Source organism: Hydrogenophilus thiooxidans (genome assembly GCF_019049855.1).
GTDB lineage: Bacteria > Pseudomonadota > Gammaproteobacteria > Burkholderiales > Rhodocyclaceae > Hydrogenophilus > Hydrogenophilus thiooxidans.
This window is the reverse complement of sequence record NZ_JAHLSY010000019.1, coordinates 1-14,430: the sequence shown is the minus strand read 5'-3', so window position 1 is coordinate 14,430 and position 14,430 is coordinate 1. Positions and strand designations below refer to the sequence as shown.

Genomic DNA, 14,430 nt, shown 5'->3' with positions numbered 1-14,430 from the left:
TCCTTCAATCCGTCGCATAGATGGACTGCAGCATCACCGTCGCCCGTTCCGTGCCCGGATTGCTGCGCGCGGTGATGCGGTAGCGTTTGCAATTTTTGGGGTCAGAAGGACCACCGTCGGTGCAGGGAAAAGTGTTGCCCAGATATTCGATGAAATATTGGGGAGTGCCGGCAAGGCTTCCTAGATTCACGGGGGCATCGACCCAGCCGGTAAAGTTGGGGACTTTCCAGCGCTCATTGCAGTCTTTGTCCGGTGTCGGACACAATCCGTTGACACAGTTGTTGATAGCCGAGGGCGAAGCAGGGCAAGTGTTGTTGGCATCGGTATAGCTGGGAAATCCGCTGTTGGGTGGGACGGTCTTGGACTGCGCCTCGGCAACTGCTTCGCCCATGCGAAGCGCCGCTTCTGCTGCCTGTAAAGCAAGATTGCGGTCAAAAGCCGCTGCTGCCATTTTCTCTTCCAGCGCCACGTTCTGTACCCCAGAAACGCCCAGCAGCGTGACGACCACCAGCAACACCAGCGCGACGATCAGCGCAACGCCCTGCTCTTTTCTTCTGCTCATGGGGTTCGGTTCCGTAAAGTGACCACCGCATACCATTTGCGCTCGAGGGGCGCTCCGGTAGTCGCGACATTTTCGCTGGAGCGCGTCGTCAGCTCGAGCCGCACCGCAACCACCCGGCGCCAATCCGAAACCGCTGTTGCGTCGCGGTACTGCGTGTCGAGCGCGCCGGAAGCGTCCCGCGTCAAGTACTGGAGCTGCAGATCCCAGACACCGTCGACGATCTCTTCCGCAGCCGCCGGATTTGAGCCGTTTTGGTTCCCCAACCGCAATCGATAAAGCGAACGACCAGCTGGCGTGTTGCATGAGCCGCGGCCATTGCAGCCGACGTACCAAGCGTGCGCGGTGAGTTTGGTGATAGTGCCAGCTCCAGCAAAGGAGTAAGAATTTCCATTGGGGTTCGTGCAGTCCGTGGGATAGCCCAACCCTTTGCTGCAGTTTCCAGGATTTCCCGTTCCCGTGTTATGAACGATCGTCATGTTGTTGGAATTGACATTGGTAACCTGGAAAATCGCGGCTTGGCGGTAATCGCACGCCATCACGATATCGCCATCATTGAGTCCGTGCGCCGTCGTATTGACTTTGAACTGCGCCGAGTAGCGATCGTGGTCGACGATCGTCACCCCAGAGTCGCCCGTGCCGCTCCAGACGATCACCGCGTCGGTGCCCGCGGCGCGGTCCGCGCCACCGGTCCCAAACGACTTCGGAAAGGTATTGTCGTTTCCTTCGTACCCCTGAATTCCCTGACCCCAGTTCGCCCACCAGGTGGTGCTGGCGTTGTTGAGCACATTCGCGGTAGGCAGGTTGCTGCCGCAGGGGATGCCCCCCGCTTCGCGCAGTGAGCGCCCTAAGACTTCAAATGCGTAACGCCCCGTCTCCTGCAGACGCGCGAGCGCTTCGTTGGTGCGGTAGCTTTCGCGGGTGGTGGTAAAAAGGCTTAGCACCGCCCCCAGGAGGAGAAGCCCCAACACCAGCGCGACCATCAGTTCCACGAGCGTGAGCCCTTGTGCCGCTTTCCGTCTCATAGTTGTGTCGCCAGATCGAAGGTTTGGGTGGCGCTGCCCCCGGCGCGGCTGTCGTCCCAGCGGATGCGCACGGTGCAGGTGGTTGCGGAAGGGGTTGTGGTGCAGGCGATCGCGCCACACGCAGCGTCCCCCAGGTTATCTTTGAGCTTGCCCAACCAGTAGGCTTGGTCTTGGGTGACCAAATCGCTTGCGGTTGGCACAGTACAGACTGGATTCGTAAGAGTCCCCAGGTTGTACGCACCTGCGGCTGCGGCGTCGCGGTTTGCGCGCATCGCATCGAGAATCAGGTATCCCAACATCGTCGCTTGGCTGCGCGCCACTGCGCTCTGGTTGGTCTTGAGCGCATTGGCTTGGAGCGCAGCGACGCCCAGAAGTCCCACCGCGAGCACCAAGACGGCAATCAAGACTTCGATCAGGCTCACGCCGCGCTGTGACTCTTTTTTGGGCGAATGATGCTGCGCTTGTTGCTTGAGATGCGTGGCTTGGACAGGATGTCTCATGGCCGTTCAACAAGAAACGAGGGATTCGGATGCTGGTCGACCCGTGGTGTTGATCGTAATTCGCTTTCCCTGACCAGAAGCACAGAAATTAAAAGAATCATTAGGTAACCCGGTGCTGCCATCGGCTTTGACCCCCTGGCTCACCCCGGTTGGCAGGTAAGAAATCCCCAGGGCGAAGTTGGCCCCAGCCGTAATCGTCACATCGGCAAAGGGCCCCAAAACCCGCAGCAAAGTGTCGCCGCTCTCCAGTGTCCCAACGGTGCCGCGATCGACGAAGAGGATCGCCCCTTGGTTCCAGCTTGCGCTTGCCGAGCAGGTGGGCGAGGCTGCGTTGGGATCTGCGGTTTTACAGAGGGTCACCCTGGCGTTGCGCTTGATCGCTTCGCTTCGCGCCAAGTTGAGTGCCGCAACGAAAGCGTTGGTAGTTGCGGTAAGGCGATTGGAAACGATGAGGCTACGGAACGCCGGCACGGCAACCGAGAGCACGATCGCCGCCACGGCGATCGTCACCATCAGCTCCACCAGGGTGACGCCATGCATCGCGAAAGAGTGGCGGCGGAGGCGAAAGCGGTTGAACATCAGCAGTCGGTTCCAGAGCTTTTGTGGAACAGCTTAGCGCCTCGCGCTGAAAAAGAAAAGGGTGCCCCCGACGAACGGTCGGTTTTGGCCGACGAGCGGCATCTCTGGCACACGCAGGCCCGGGTTCAAACGGTGATACCAAGTTACGTTCAAACCTTGATGATGGTATCGCTGTAACGCGCGACAATCGGGTCGTGGGTGATCACCCACGCCACGCTCCCCAACAACCACCACAGCGCGAAAGCCGGAGCAATTGCCGGGGGTGGCGAGCATCAAACCAAGGCGTTACGGACGAAGCGCCGCGATCACCCGCTCGGTGACCTCTTCTACCGGGCCCACGCCATTGACGCGCCGAACCTTCGGGGCGGCAGGGTCACCGCTTGCCTCCCACGCGGTGTAGTAGTCGATGAGGGGCTTGGTCTGCTCATGATAGACCCGGAGCCGCGCCCGCACGGTCTCTTCCTTGTCGTCGTCCCGCTGGATGAGCGGTTCGCCCGTGACGTCGTCGACACCGGGCTGTTTCGGGGGGTTGTATTTCACGTGGTAGGTGCGACCGGACGCAGGGTGGACGAGCCGACCGCTCATCCGCTCCACGATCTCCTCATCCGGCACATCGAAGACCAAGACGACGTCTAGCGCCACGCCGTCGCGCTTCAACGCTTCGGCTTGTGCGAGTGTGCGCGGAAAACCGTCGAAAAGGTACCCCTTTTGGCAATCGGGCGCCTGCAGCCGCTCGCGCACCAGCCCCAGGATGATCTCATCAGAGACCAGTCCGCCGGCGTCCATCACCTTTTTCGCTTCCAACCCCAGCGGCGTCCCCGCTTTGACCGCGGCGCGAAGCATGTCGCCCGTGGAGATCTGCGGAATGCCGAAGTGGCGGCAGATCGCGTGTGCCTGCGTCCCTTTACCGGCGCCCGGCGGCCCCAAAAGAATCAAACGCATTGTGTTTCCCTCCTTCTCGATTACCCAAATCCGTATGACCCAAATCTGTTCGTTCAGGCTTGCGTAAAAAAAGCACGGATGCGCGCCAGATCCTCCTCGGTATCGACCCCCGGCGGCGGCACATCCGTGGCGAAATGGACGACGATGCGGGCGCCGTACCACAACGCACGCAGTTGTTCGAGTTTCTCTGCTGCCTCCAGCGGGGCTTCGCCCCACGTTGCAAAACGGCGCAAAAACCCGGCACGGTAGGCGTAGAGACCGATATGGCGCCAAACGGGGACGGGGGGCGGGGCGTCGTCATCGAGCGCGAAGGGGTCTTGCTCCCGCACCCAGGGAAGCGGCGCCCGAGAAAAGTAGCAGGCGTAGCCGGCTGCGTCGCAGACCACTTTGACGGCGTTGGGATCGCGCCATTCGCGCACCGTTGCCACCGGAACAGCTGCGGTGGCGATCGCGGCGTCGGGATGGGCCGCTAGCCGTTCGACCACTGCATGAACGAGCGCCACCGGCAGTAGCGGTTCGTCCCCCTGCCAGTTGAGGACGATCGTCTCATCGTCCCAATTGTGTTGCGCGACAACTTCCGCCAACCGATCCGTCCCCGAAGGGTGTTCCGGCGCCGTCATCACCACCGCGCCACCAGCCCGTCGCACCGCTTCGGCGATTCGCGGGTGATCGGTGGCCACCCAGACCGATTCGGCCGCCGCGCGCTGCGCTTGCTCCCAGACGCGGACCACGAGGGGCTTGCCCGCAACGTCCGCAAGCGCCTTTTCAGGAAGACGGCTCGAAGCAAACCGGGCCGGGATGACGATCTGAAACGGCGTCACAGCGCCCCCGCTTCGGGGCGTGGTTCCGAGGGGGGTGCTGCCGAAGCTACGCCCTTTTTGAGCGCGGCAACCTCCGGTTCACTGAGCGGCTCTGCCTCTTCGGCAAGCATCACAGGAATCCCATCGCGAACCGGATAGGCCAGACGATCGAATGGACAGACGAGCGCAAGCGGCTGCTTGCGCACAAGCAGTTTCCCTTTACAGAGCGGGCAGACCAGGACGTCCAGAAGCTGCGGATCCATCGATCGTTTCCTCGATTCGGTCGACAAGTTCGGTTGGCAGTTGGGCACGAACGACCAGTACGAAATCGTCTGCTTCGGCCCATTCGGCACATTTTACCGCATCTTTTGCGGTAAAAAGGCGCCAAACCCCAGGTTCCGCTTTGGGGAGGTCATTCGCCTGGAAGCGGTGATGGTCGGGAAAAGGATAGCGCGCTACCGTTGCCCCTAGCGCTTCGAGTGTGGCAAAAAACCGTTCGGGATGGGCAATCCCGGCGATCGCGACGACGCGTCGCCCCGTAAGTTCGGTTAGCGGCATCAGCGCTTCGGAATTCGCTTCTTTTCCCCGTCGCCAAGCGGCAAGTGGCTGCAACCCGACGGGTTCGATCGTCAATGCCCAAGTGGCAGGGATTGCGTCACGCCCCAACAACGCACGTACGGTTACCCGCGCCTCGGTGTCGTTTGCCGCACCGCGCACAAGCACCGCCGAAACGGAGCGCAACCGGTCAAGGGGCTCCCTGAGCGGCCCAGCCGGCAGCAACCAGCGATTGCCGAGTGTTGCGGGATCGAGCACGACCAGCTCGAATTGTCGCGCCAACCGGTGGTGCTGCAGGCCGTCGTCGGCCAGGATCACGTCCAGATGCGGCTCGGTGGCGAGCAGATGGGCAATAGCATGCGGGCGGTCGCGTCCGACGATCACCGGCACCCCGGTCGTCTGCGCCAGCAGCGTCGGTTCATCGCCGTGACGGCGGGGATCGCAGCCGCTCACCCGCTCGCAGCCGCCACGAGCGGCAACGTCGCTGCGGTAACCGCGGCTGACCACCGCGACGCGTCGCCCCCGTTCGCGCAACGCACGCGCGAGCGCCTCCACCACGGGGGTTTTGCCGCTCCCTCCCGCAGTCAGGTTGCCAACGACGATCACCGGAACCGGAAAGCGCCGCCGGTGGCGTTGCGCCCAGGCGCGGTGCGCAAGAAACCCAAGGCGATAGCACGCCGCAAGCGGTAGTAGCGCCTGCGCCGCAAAGCCACGCGATTGCCACCAGCGCGGTGCTCCCCCGCGCACGCCACAGCACCTCACTGCGGTTGTTCCACCGCGAAGGTGACTTTGGCCAACCCCGCCTCTTGTGCGGCGCGCAGCGCGTCGATCACGCGCTGGTGCGGCGTTGCCGCGTCCGCTTCGATCACCACCACCGGGTCGCTCTTTGCTGGGGCTTGGCGCACCAACGCTTGACGCAGCGCCGCAACGTCTTGCGTCGGAACTGCGACGCCTTCGACGAACACCTGCCCGTGCGCGGTGATCTGGACGTGGATCGTTTCCGGCTCCTGCGCCGTCTGCGCTTCCCCTTCGGGGAGGTCGATCCGCAGCTGCCCCACTTGCGAAAAGGTGGTCGTGACGCTCAAAAAGATGAGGATCACAAGCACCACGTCGATCAGGGGCACCAAGCTGAGCTCGGGGGCGTCGCGGCGCGAAGCCTGGGTAGTGAAACGCATCACCAAACCTCCCGACGCCTACCCGTCGACCCGCTCACCGTGCGCCACTTCGATAAGGCGCACCGCCGCCTGCTCCATCTCCAGGATGAGGTCGTCAACGTACGCGCGATAGTGGCGCCAGAAAATCGTTGCGGGAATCGCGATGATGAGCCCGAAACCGGTGGTGTAGAGCGCTACCGAAATGCCGTGCGCCAGTTGTTGCGGGTTCGCGGTGGCCCCTTGGGAGGCAAAGATCTCGATCATCCCGACGATCGTGCCAAAAAGACCCAGAAGGGGAGAAATCACCGCGATCGTTCCGAGCGTCGTCAAATAGCGTTCGAGTTCGTGCGCCACCACCCGCCCTTCGTCTTCGATCGCCTCTTTCATTACCTCACGGGGCGCCGCGTAGTTGCGGAGCCCGGCCGCAAGGACCCGTCCCAAGGGTGAGTGGGTCATCAATTTGGCGGCCAGCGCTTGCGGTGCTTCCCCTTGGCGCAGCGCGCTCAGCACCGATTCGAGCAACCCGGGCGGGTTGATCCGCCGTCGGCGTAACGCGACGGCCCGTTCCAAAACGATCGCAAAGCCAACGACCGACGCGACGATCAGCGGCCACATCGGCCAGGAAAGCAGGGAAAAACTACCCACGAACGCACTCCTCGAGCATGGCTATCGAAAATGTGTGACAAAATACCACCAACGACTGCGGTTGCCAAGGTAAACGCCCCATGTCCGACCCCATCTGGACCGTCTCTGACCTTGCCGAAGCGGTGCGCGCATCGCTCGCCACCGCGTTTCCGACCCCACTCTGGGTCACGGGAGAGGTCAGCAACTTCAGCCGGGCCCCTTCGGGACACTTCTACTTCACGCTGCGGGACGACCACGCGGCGATTGCCTGCACGTTGTGGCGATCGCGCGCCGAACGGATGATGCGGGGCGAAGGGGGGGGGCTTCCCAAAAATGGCGACGCGATCGAAGTCTTCGGGCAACTGACCACCTACGCGCCGCGCGGCACCTACCAGCTCGATGTGCAACAGATCCGTGCCGCCGGCGCCGGCGCTTGGTTTCAGCGGTTTTTGGCGGTGAAGGCGAAATTGGAAGCCGAAGGGCTCTTCGATGCGGCGCGCAAACGGCCGTTGCCCCGCTTTCCGCGCCGCATTGCGATCGTCACCAGCCCGCAAGCGGATGCGCTGCAAGACGTGTTGCGTACGCTCGCCGCACGCGCGCCGATGATCACTGCGGTGCTCGTGCCCACGTTGGTGCAAGGCCCTCAAGCGCCGCAAGCGATCGTCGCAGCGCTCACCACCGTGGCGCAATGTGCGGCGGCACTTCGTTTGGAAGCGGTGTTGCTGGTTCGCGGCGGCGGGGCTGCGGAAGATCTGGCGGCGTTCAACGAAGAGCGCGTGGCCCGCGCGATTGCCGCTTGCCCGATCCCGGTGGTAAGCGGCGTTGGACATGAGACCGACACGACGATCGCCGACTTCGTCGCGGACGCCCGCGCCCCCACCCCAACCGGTGCGGCGGTGCTGATCGCGCAAGGGTGGAGCGAAGTTGTGTCTCAAGTGCAGGAGCTCGACGCACGGCTCAAGCGTGCGTTTCGCATCCAGTGGCAGCAGGTCAATCAACAGCTCGATTGGGGGGAACGGGACCTGAAACGGCTCTCGCCCGCGTTCGCGATCCGCGAACGGCGCGAACGGCTCGAGCAGCGCTACGCCGCGCTGCGTGAAGCGCTTGCCCAACGGTTGCGCAGCGCAGCCCGAACGCTCGAGGCCACCGCGGCGCGGCTCTGCCACCCGCGCGCGCAACTCGCGGCCCAACGCACGGCGCTCGAGGCGATCGCGCAACGCCTTCCCCACCCGCTCGCGCTGCTTGCCCCCTATCGCAGGGCTTGGTTGGCAAGCAGTGACAGGTTACGCGCCGCCTCGTTCGATTTGGCAGAGCCGAAGCGGCGATTGGAGACGCTCGCTGCCCGCCTCGAGGCGCTTTCCCCCACCGCGGTCTTGGCACGCGGTTATGCGTTGGTGTTCGATTCCGAAAGCGGACGGCTCATCACCCGCGCCGCGCAATTGGAACCCGAAGAACGGATCGCGATCCAATTTGCCGACGCCCGGGCGTTAGCAGAGGTTGTCGGTGGCAAAAATACCGAGTAGAATGGTCAGGCTTTACTGTTCAACCAACCCATGGAGGGCCAAACGATGATCCATCAACTTCCCGAACTCCCGTTTGCGAAAAACGCGCTCGAACCCTATATGAGCGCTGAAACGCTGGAATACCATCACGATAAGCACCACCAAGCCTACGTCAATAACCTCAACAATCTGATCAAAGGGACCGAATTCGAAGACATGCCGCTCGAAGAGATCGTCAAGAAGGCTCCTGCTGGCGGCATCTACAACAACGCGGCGCAAACCTGGAACCACTCGTTTTTCTGGAACTGCCTCTCGCCGAACGGCGGCGGCGAGCCCTCGGGCGCGCTCAAAGCAGCGATCGAAGCGAAATGGGGGAGCTTCGACGCATTCAAGAAAGCGTTCCATGCCTCGGCCGTCGGCAACTTCGGTTCGGGCTGGACGTGGCTGGTGAAGAAAGCCGATGGCAGCGTCGATATCGTCAATATGGGTGCTGCCGGAACTCCGCTCACCACGGGGGATACGCCGCTTTTGACCCTTGACGTCTGGGAGCATGCTTACTACATCGATTACCGCAACCGTCGCCCCGATTTCGTCACCGCGTTCCTCGACCATCTGGTCAATTGGTCGTTCGCGGAGCAAAACTACGCGGCGTGACCGCACCCCATTTCGATCGAACCACGCCCCGGCAACGGGGCTTTTTTACGCGAAGGGCAACCATGAGCAACCGGCATCCCATTTTGGCGCACATCGATGCGCTTGGGCAGCAGATCTGGCTCGATCAATTGACACGGGAATGGCTCCTCGATGGTACGTTGCGCGCATGGCAAGCGAAAGGGGTCAGTGGCGTTACCACCAACCCAGCGATCTTCGAACAAGCGATCAGCCAAAGCGACGCCTACCGTGACGAACTCGCGGCGTTGCGGCAGAGCGACCTGGAGCCGGAAGCGGCGCTCGAATTGCTCGTAGCCGCCGACGTATTGAGCGCCTGCCAACAGTTTCGCGCCACGTGGGAGGAGAGCACCGGACGCGCCGGTTACGTCAGTATCGAAGTGAGTCCGGCATTGGCCCACGACCGTGATGGCACCATCGCTGCTGCGAAACGGCTCGTTGCGCGCATTCCCGAACCGAACGTATTGATCAAGATTCCCGCAACCGCCGCTGGGATCGACGCGATGGCGACGCTCGTAGCCGAAGGGATCGGGGTCAATGTGACGCTCATCTTCTCACCCGGCCAATGGCAAGCGGTGGCGGATGCCTACCGCCGCGCGGCGGCCGAAGCAGTGGCGCGGGGCATCACCCCGGGGTATAGCGTCGCGAGTGTCTTCCTTTCGCGAATGGACAGCGCGGTCGACCCCCTCCTGGCGGAACGGGCGCCGGAGCACCCGGAGTGGCAAGGAACGACCGCGGTTGCGATGGCCAAAGCGATCGGCGCTACCTATCGCAGCCTGTTGGCTACCGATTCCCTTTTTGCTGCACACCCGCAACGGGTTTTGTGGGCGAGCACCCGCACCAAGAACCCAGCCTATTCCGATCTCTTGTATGTCGAACCGCTCATCGGACCTGAGACGATCAACACGTTGCCTTTGGCTACGCTTGAGGCGCTCCTCGATCACGGACGGGCCACCGAGGCGACCCTGGCGCACCAACTTGAGGCGGCGCACCAGCACCTCGAGCGCCTCAAAGAGCTTGCGATCGACCTCGAGGCGATTGGGGCCGATCTGCAGCGCGCCGGGCTCGACGCTTTTGCGCACGCCCAAGCGCGGTTGTTGGCGATCGTTGCCGGTTAGGCCAGCTGCATCACCGCTTCAGGGGGTTGCGCATATTTCTCCAGCTCTTTCTTGCTCACCCCCTGGCGGCCGGTGCTGGTTTCGAAGAGCTCTTTCATGTCGAGGATCAGGACGATCTGCCCGTTGGAAAGGATCGTCACGCCCGCAACGCCTTTGGGTCGGAAATCTTCGAGCGACTTGATCACCGCGTCTTCCCGCCCGGCGAAGCTGTCGATGCCAAGGATGAAAGAGAACTCGGCCATCTGCATCAGCACACCGTAACTGGGCGTGCGAGTCATCGGCCAATTGAGGAGCAGCGAAAGCGGCAGAATCGGCAGCACTTCGCCCCGCACCACCAACGTCGAACGCCCGCCCACTTCGCGCACCTCGTCGAGATGAATAGGAAGGATTTCGCGCACCATCGAAAGTGGGACCGCGAAAGGTTGCTCGCCCAAGCGAACGAGGAGTACCGGCAGAATCGCGAGCGTGAGCGGCAGGCTGATGATGAAGGTCGTTCCGCGCCCCGGTTCCGATTGCACGTCGATCGTGCCGTTCAATTTGGTGATGTTGGTGCGCACCACGTCCATCCCTACGCCGCGCCCCGAGACGTCGGAGACCTTCTCGGCGGTGGAGAATCCAGGCAGGAAGATGAGGTTGAGGCTTTGCCGGTCGTCCAACCCGTTCGCTTCGTCGGCCGAAATCAACCCTTTCTCGACGGCTTTTGCGCGAATCTTTTCCGCACTCATCCCTTTGCCGTCGTCGGCGATGATGATCAGGATATGGTCCCCTTCCTGTTTCGCGGAGAGTTGAATCGTCCCTTCCGGTTTCTTCCCGGCAGCGACCCGCTCTTCAGGCGATTCGATACCGTGATCCACCGCATTGCGGATGAGGTGAATAAGGGGGTCCGACAAATCGTCGATCATCGTCTTGTCGATCTCGGTCTCTTCACCGCTGATCACGAGTTCGATCTGTTTGCCGAGCTGGCGTGCCAAATCGCGCGCGATACGCGGATATTTCTGGAAGAGCCGACCAATGGGCTGCATCCGCGTTTTCATCACCGCGTTTTGCAGGTCGGAAACCAAGAGATCGAGCTGATTGACCGAAACGTCGAGCGCATGAAGGGTATCGGGGTCGGTTTTCCCCGCCAGGATGTCGCTGCGCAACGCGGTCAAGCGGTTTTTGGTAAGCCCGATTTCGCCCGCCAGGTTGAGCACCTGGTCCAGGCGCGACGTTTCGATGCGAATCCCCTGATCCCGATTCTCCGCTTGCCGCCGCACCGGGGCAGGGACGGACGCGCGCTTGGGCACTGGCGGCGCTGCTTTGGCTTCCGCTTTGCCGTTTTGCGCTGGGTCGTCCCCTTGCTTCGGCGTCGCCTTGGCTTCGCTCGCCGTTTCTCCTGCAACCACTTGGTGCAACAACTCCCAATCGGGCTCACTGCCGTCATCTTTACCCGAATCTACGACATCGGCCTGCTTTTTGGTGCCCCCACCTGCGGGTCCGGAAAGTTTCCCGGAAAGAGCGGCCCGCAGCCGTTCAAGCAGCGATTCGTCTGCGGGGGGCGGTTGTACGCCGCGCTCGAGATAGACGAACATATCCCGGACCGCAGCGGTAGCTTCCAGGATCAGATCCATGAGCGTTGGCGTGAGCGACAGCTCGTCGTTACGCAGCTTGTCAAAGAGGTTTTCGGTGAGGTGACACAACGTCACCAGTTCGTTCGCGCCAAGAAACCCCGCACCCCCTTTGATGGTGTGAAACCCGCGAAAAATTTCGTTCAAGAGATTTTTGTCGTGCGGGTTCTTTTCGAGCTCGACCAAACGGTTATCGACGCCTGAGAGCAGGTCTTCCGCCTCGACCAAAAAATCCTGGAGAAGGTCCTGCATACCAGCAAAATCGCTCATGGCTCTGCTCCTTGTTTCTGCGCTGTCCCGAGCCGTCAGAAGCCGAGACTACTCAGTAGATCATCCACCTCTTCTTGGGACGACAAGACGCCCTCCCCCTTCTGGACGGCCGGCCCATTCAGCAAGGCTTCGTCGCCTTCCGACTGCTGTTTCTTCTGTCGCAGCTCTTCTGGCATCGCTTCGATGAGGATCTGCAGCAGTTCGGTTTCGATCCGGCCGACGATATCGATCACTTTTTTGATCACTTGACCGGTCAGGTCTTGGAAATCCTGCGCCATCACGATGTTCATGAGCTGCTCGGCGGTGATGTGCGCGTTCTCTTCCGTAAGCGCAAGGAACGCATGCGTCTCTTTCGCGAGCGCTTTGAACTCCTGCGGCGAGAGCTGATTGGCAAAGAGCTTATCCCAACGGGCGCGCAGCGCCTGCGCTTTGCTTTCCAACTCTTTCTGCAACGGCGACGCGATCTCGGCCGCATTGAGGACCTTGACCGCAGCCTCTTCGGTTTTCTGCGCGATGTAGCGCAGCCGCTCTTTGGCATCGGGAACTGCTTGCGCCGCTTCCGCAACGACCGATTCACACCCAAGCTCCTTGAGCGCTTCGTGGAGTTGCCGCGCCACCTTTCCGATGCGGCGGTAGAGCTCATCGCGCTGCTCGGGTGTCAGGGGCGGTTCGGCTGCTTCGCCTGGGTCAGAAGCATCCGAATCCGCCTCGGCGCTTGCTTGAAACTGCTCGGCAACGGTATCGAACAGCGCCTGCAGTTCATCGCTGTCACCACTCTCCGTTTCCGGTTCCGAGCTCTGCGCCGCAGCGCCGACGATGCTGTCGAACAACGCTTGCAATTCGTCGCTGTCGCCAGATTCGTGTTTTTTACTCATCGTCTTGCTCCACGCGCTACTGTTTGCCCAGCTTCGCAAAGATGCGGTCGAGTTTTTCCGCCAACACCGCTGCCGTGAAAGGCTTGACGATGTATCCTGAAGCGCCCGCCTGCGCCGCCGCGATGATGTTCTCCTTTTTCGCTTCTGCGGTGATCATCAACACCGGCAGGTGTTTGAGCTTTTCGGAACTGCGGATTTTTCTGAGCAGCGTCAGCCCGTCCATGTTGGGCATGTTCCAGTCGGTGATGACGAAATCGAACGGTTGGCTTTCCAGCTTGTTGAGTGCCACCTGGCCGTCTTCAGCCTCTTCGACGTTGGTGTACCCCAGTTCCTTCAACAGGTTGCGCACGATGCGACGCATCGTCGAAAAATCGTCGACCACCAGAAAACGGATTTTGTTTTTGTCCATGGATCAGCACTCCTTGATCATCGTGTGAGTAACGGCCGGAGGGTCTCGGCCAACGCATGGGCGTCGAATTTTGCCACATAGCCGTCGACACCCACCCGTTCGCCCATCGCCCGGTTCGCTTGCGACGAGAGCGAGGAGTGCATGATCACCGGAATCCCTTCGAACCGGGGGTCGGCTTTGATGTATTTGGTGAGCACGTAGCCGTCCATCTCCGGCATTTCGGCGTCGACCAAAATCACATCGACCTGCTCGCGCAAGTTCTGGCCGGTTTGCTCAGCAAAATTGGCCATACTTTCGAGTCGCGCCCACGCCTCTGCGCCGTTGTTCGCATGTGCGTGCTTCACCCCGAGTTTGTCGAGCACCTCCGCAATCTTCTTACGCGCAACGCCCGAGTCATCCACGAAGAAGACGTGGTAGCGATATCCATCGGGGATGGGCAAAATCGTCCCCACCACCTCTTCGCCAAAGACGCGTGCCAGAATCGATTCGACGTCGATGATCGAGACGATACGCCCGTCGGGTAACTCGGTGATCGCGGTGATCATCCCGTGCACCTGCTGCGAGACGTTTTCCGGTTCGCGCACCAACCCCCACTCGACGCGGATGATGCGGTCCACCGATTCGACCAGGAACGCCAGTGTCTTTTGGCTGTATTCGGCAACCATCATCGTTGGCGCAAGGCGGTCGTCCATTGGCGCCAAACCCATCACTTTTGCCAACGAAACCACCGGAATCACGTTGCCGCGCAGGCTCACCAACCCTTCGACACCGGGGGGTACGTTGGGGGCGCGGGTGATGAACGGGGTGCTCATCACCTCGCGCACCTTGAAGACATTGACGCCAAAGATTTCGCACGTCCCCAACGAAAAGAGGAGGATCTCGAAGCGGTTCGAACCGGCCAGTCCGGCGCGCGCTTCGATCTCTTCGAATGGGCTCCCTTCTCTCTTTTCCTCGACCAATTCCGGTTCAATGACGGTCTTCACCGGCAAGTTCATCGCTCAGCCCTCCCGTTTGCCATGGGCTTCGTACAAAACGCGCCGCAAAATCGCCGCTAACTCTTGCGGCTGGAATTTGGGCACATATTCGTCAACCCCAACCGATCGCCCCAGGTGCTGGTTTTGCATCCCGGAGAGTGACGAGTGCATCAGGACCGGGATCCCTGCAAAGCGGCGATCGGTCTTGATCTTTTTGGTCAGGATAAAGCCGTCCATCTCCGGCATCTCGATATCGGTGAGCACCGCG

General features: G+C 61.5%; 18 protein-coding genes. 3 read left to right on the top strand and 15 right to left on the bottom strand.

Translation table 11 applies throughout. The features are described from left to right. Positions 1 to 4 precede the first annotated feature (4 nt). The 10 genes from KUL93_RS08980 to KUL93_RS08935 all read right to left on the bottom strand — a co-directional run bounded on the left by KUL93_RS08980 (position 5) and on the right by KUL93_RS08935 (position 6,729). The gene (locus tag KUL93_RS08980) at positions 5 to 562 is read right to left on the bottom strand and encodes a pilus assembly PilX family protein (protein WP_217126716.1); all 558 of its coding nucleotides are present in this window, start codon (positions 560 to 562) and stop codon (positions 5 to 7) included. Then, positions 559 to 1,584 carry a PilW family protein gene (locus KUL93_RS08975; protein WP_217126715.1) on the bottom strand — a complete coding sequence of 342 codons (1,026 nt, stop codon included), beginning with the start codon at positions 1,582 to 1,584 and terminating at the stop codon, positions 559 to 561. Before KUL93_RS08975 ends, KUL93_RS08980 begins: the two co-directional genes overlap by 4 nt. Beyond that, positions 1,581 to 2,084, bottom strand: coding sequence for a type IV pilus modification protein PilV (gene pilV / locus KUL93_RS08970; protein ID WP_217126714.1), 504 nt, complete (start codon positions 2,082 to 2,084; stop codon positions 1,581 to 1,583). Before pilV ends, KUL93_RS08975 begins: the two co-directional genes overlap by 4 nt. Positions 2,085 to 2,090: 6 nt before the next feature. After that, positions 2,091 to 2,663, bottom strand: coding sequence for a GspH/FimT family pseudopilin (locus KUL93_RS08965; protein ID WP_217126713.1), 573 nt, complete (start codon positions 2,661 to 2,663; stop codon positions 2,091 to 2,093). Positions 2,664 to 2,948: 285 nt separating this feature from the next. Then, positions 2,949 to 3,605 (bottom strand): adenylate kinase, encoded by a 657-nt coding sequence (gene adk / locus KUL93_RS08960; RefSeq protein ID WP_217126712.1) that lies wholly within the window; start codon positions 3,603 to 3,605, stop codon positions 2,949 to 2,951. Between the two features lie 53 nt (positions 3,606 to 3,658). Beyond that, positions 3,659 to 4,426: a 3-deoxy-manno-octulosonate cytidylyltransferase gene (kdsB, locus tag KUL93_RS08955; protein WP_217126711.1), complete on the bottom strand. Its 768-nt coding sequence runs from the start codon at positions 4,424 to 4,426 to the stop codon at positions 3,659 to 3,661. Further along, the gene (locus tag KUL93_RS08950) at positions 4,423 to 4,668 is read right to left on the bottom strand and encodes a Trm112 family protein (protein WP_217126710.1); all 246 of its coding nucleotides are present in this window, start codon (positions 4,666 to 4,668) and stop codon (positions 4,423 to 4,425) included. Before KUL93_RS08950 ends, kdsB begins: the two co-directional genes overlap by 4 nt. Next, on the bottom strand, positions 4,625 to 5,707 hold the full coding sequence (lpxK, locus tag KUL93_RS08945; RefSeq protein ID WP_217126709.1) for a tetraacyldisaccharide 4'-kinase: 1,083 nt from the start codon (positions 5,705 to 5,707) through the stop codon (positions 4,625 to 4,627). Before lpxK ends, KUL93_RS08950 begins: the two co-directional genes overlap by 44 nt. A gap of 11 nt (positions 5,708 to 5,718) precedes the next feature. Next, entirely contained in the window at positions 5,719 to 6,135 is a 417-nt protein-coding gene (locus KUL93_RS08940) for an ExbD/TolR family protein (protein WP_119335490.1), read from the bottom strand. An 18-nt stretch (positions 6,136 to 6,153) separates the two neighbouring features. Further along, positions 6,154 to 6,729 carry a MotA/TolQ/ExbB proton channel family protein gene (locus KUL93_RS08935; protein ID WP_346731682.1) on the bottom strand — a complete coding sequence of 192 codons (576 nt, stop codon included), beginning with the start codon at positions 6,727 to 6,729 and terminating at the stop codon, positions 6,154 to 6,156. A gap of 110 nt (positions 6,730 to 6,839) precedes the next feature. Between KUL93_RS08935 and xseA the strand changes: the two genes are divergently transcribed. The 3 genes from xseA (at position 6,840) to tal (ending at position 10,027) form a co-directional block, all read left to right on the top strand. Then, on the top strand, positions 6,840 to 8,261 hold the full coding sequence (xseA, locus tag KUL93_RS08930) for an exodeoxyribonuclease VII large subunit (protein WP_217126707.1): 1,422 nt from the start codon (positions 6,840 to 6,842) through the stop codon (positions 8,259 to 8,261). A 45-nt stretch (positions 8,262 to 8,306) separates the two neighbouring features. Further along, the gene (locus KUL93_RS08925) at positions 8,307 to 8,894 is read left to right on the top strand and encodes a superoxide dismutase (RefSeq protein ID WP_217126706.1); all 588 of its coding nucleotides are present in this window, start codon (positions 8,307 to 8,309) and stop codon (positions 8,892 to 8,894) included. A 62-nt stretch (positions 8,895 to 8,956) separates the two neighbouring features. Next, the gene (gene tal, locus KUL93_RS08920) at positions 8,957 to 10,027 is read left to right on the top strand and encodes a transaldolase (protein WP_217126705.1); all 1,071 of its coding nucleotides are present in this window, start codon (positions 8,957 to 8,959) and stop codon (positions 10,025 to 10,027) included. Here tal and KUL93_RS08915 read toward each other — a convergent pair. From KUL93_RS08915 to KUL93_RS08895, 5 genes are all read right to left on the bottom strand, one after another. Further along, on the bottom strand, positions 10,024 to 11,904 hold the full coding sequence (locus tag KUL93_RS08915; RefSeq protein WP_217126704.1) for a chemotaxis protein CheA: 1,881 nt from the start codon (positions 11,902 to 11,904) through the stop codon (positions 10,024 to 10,026). The genes tal and KUL93_RS08915 overlap by 4 nt on opposite strands. 35 nt (positions 11,905 to 11,939) lie before the next feature. Beyond that, positions 11,940 to 12,779 (bottom strand): protein phosphatase CheZ, encoded by an 840-nt coding sequence (cheZ, locus tag KUL93_RS08910; RefSeq protein WP_217126703.1) that lies wholly within the window; start codon positions 12,777 to 12,779, stop codon positions 11,940 to 11,942. A 16-nt stretch (positions 12,780 to 12,795) separates the two neighbouring features. Beyond that, positions 12,796 to 13,188 carry a chemotaxis response regulator CheY gene (cheY, locus tag KUL93_RS08905; protein ID WP_119335495.1) on the bottom strand — a complete coding sequence of 131 codons (393 nt, stop codon included), beginning with the start codon at positions 13,186 to 13,188 and terminating at the stop codon, positions 12,796 to 12,798. A gap of 17 nt (positions 13,189 to 13,205) precedes the next feature. After that, positions 13,206 to 14,183, bottom strand: a complete 978-nt coding sequence (locus KUL93_RS08900) for a chemotaxis protein (protein WP_217126702.1) — start codon at positions 14,181 to 14,183, stop codon at positions 13,206 to 13,208. 3 nt (positions 14,184 to 14,186) lie between these two features. After that, positions 14,187 to 14,430 (bottom strand): response regulator (locus KUL93_RS08895; RefSeq protein WP_217126701.1); only part of this gene is annotated, 244 nt, incomplete at its 5' end.

Coding starts and splice junctions, on each gene's coding strand:
- KUL93_RS08980 (WP_217126716.1), bottom strand. CDS start 562: ATGAGCAGAAGAAAAGAGCAGGGCGTTGCGCTGATCGTCGCGCTGGTG.
- KUL93_RS08975 (WP_217126715.1), bottom strand. CDS start 1,584: ATGAGACGGAAAGCGGCACAAGGGCTCACGCTCGTGGAACTGATGGTC.
- pilV (WP_217126714.1), bottom strand. CDS start 2,084: ATGAGACATCCTGTCCAAGCCACGCATCTCAAGCAACAAGCGCAGCAT.
- KUL93_RS08965 (WP_217126713.1), bottom strand. CDS start 2,663: ATGTTCAACCGCTTTCGCCTCCGCCGCCACTCTTTCGCGATGCATGGC.
- adk (WP_217126712.1), bottom strand. CDS start 3,605: ATGCGTTTGATTCTTTTGGGGCCGCCGGGCGCCGGTAAAGGGACGCAG.
- KUL93_RS08950 (WP_217126710.1), bottom strand. CDS start 4,668: ATGGATCCGCAGCTTCTGGACGTCCTGGTCTGCCCGCTCTGTAAAGGG.
- KUL93_RS08940 (WP_119335490.1), bottom strand. CDS start 6,135: ATGCGTTTCACTACCCAGGCTTCGCGCCGCGACGCCCCCGAGCTCAGC.
- KUL93_RS08935 (WP_346731682.1), bottom strand. CDS start 6,729: ATGTGGCCGCTGATCGTCGCGTCGGTCGTTGGCTTTGCGATCGTTTTG.
- xseA (WP_217126707.1), top strand. CDS start 6,840: ATGTCCGACCCCATCTGGACCGTCTCTGACCTTGCCGAAGCGGTGCGC.
- KUL93_RS08925 (WP_217126706.1), top strand. CDS start 8,307: ATGATCCATCAACTTCCCGAACTCCCGTTTGCGAAAAACGCGCTCGAA.
- tal (WP_217126705.1), top strand. CDS start 8,957: ATGAGCAACCGGCATCCCATTTTGGCGCACATCGATGCGCTTGGGCAG.
- KUL93_RS08915 (WP_217126704.1), bottom strand. CDS start 11,904: ATGAGCGATTTTGCTGGTATGCAGGACCTTCTCCAGGATTTTTTGGTC.
- cheZ (WP_217126703.1), bottom strand. CDS start 12,779: ATGAGTAAAAAACACGAATCTGGCGACAGCGACGAATTGCAAGCGTTG.
- cheY (WP_119335495.1), bottom strand. CDS start 13,188: ATGGACAAAAACAAAATCCGTTTTCTGGTGGTCGACGATTTTTCGACG.
- KUL93_RS08900 (WP_217126702.1), bottom strand. CDS start 14,183: ATGAACTTGCCGGTGAAGACCGTCATTGAACCGGAATTGGTCGAGGAA.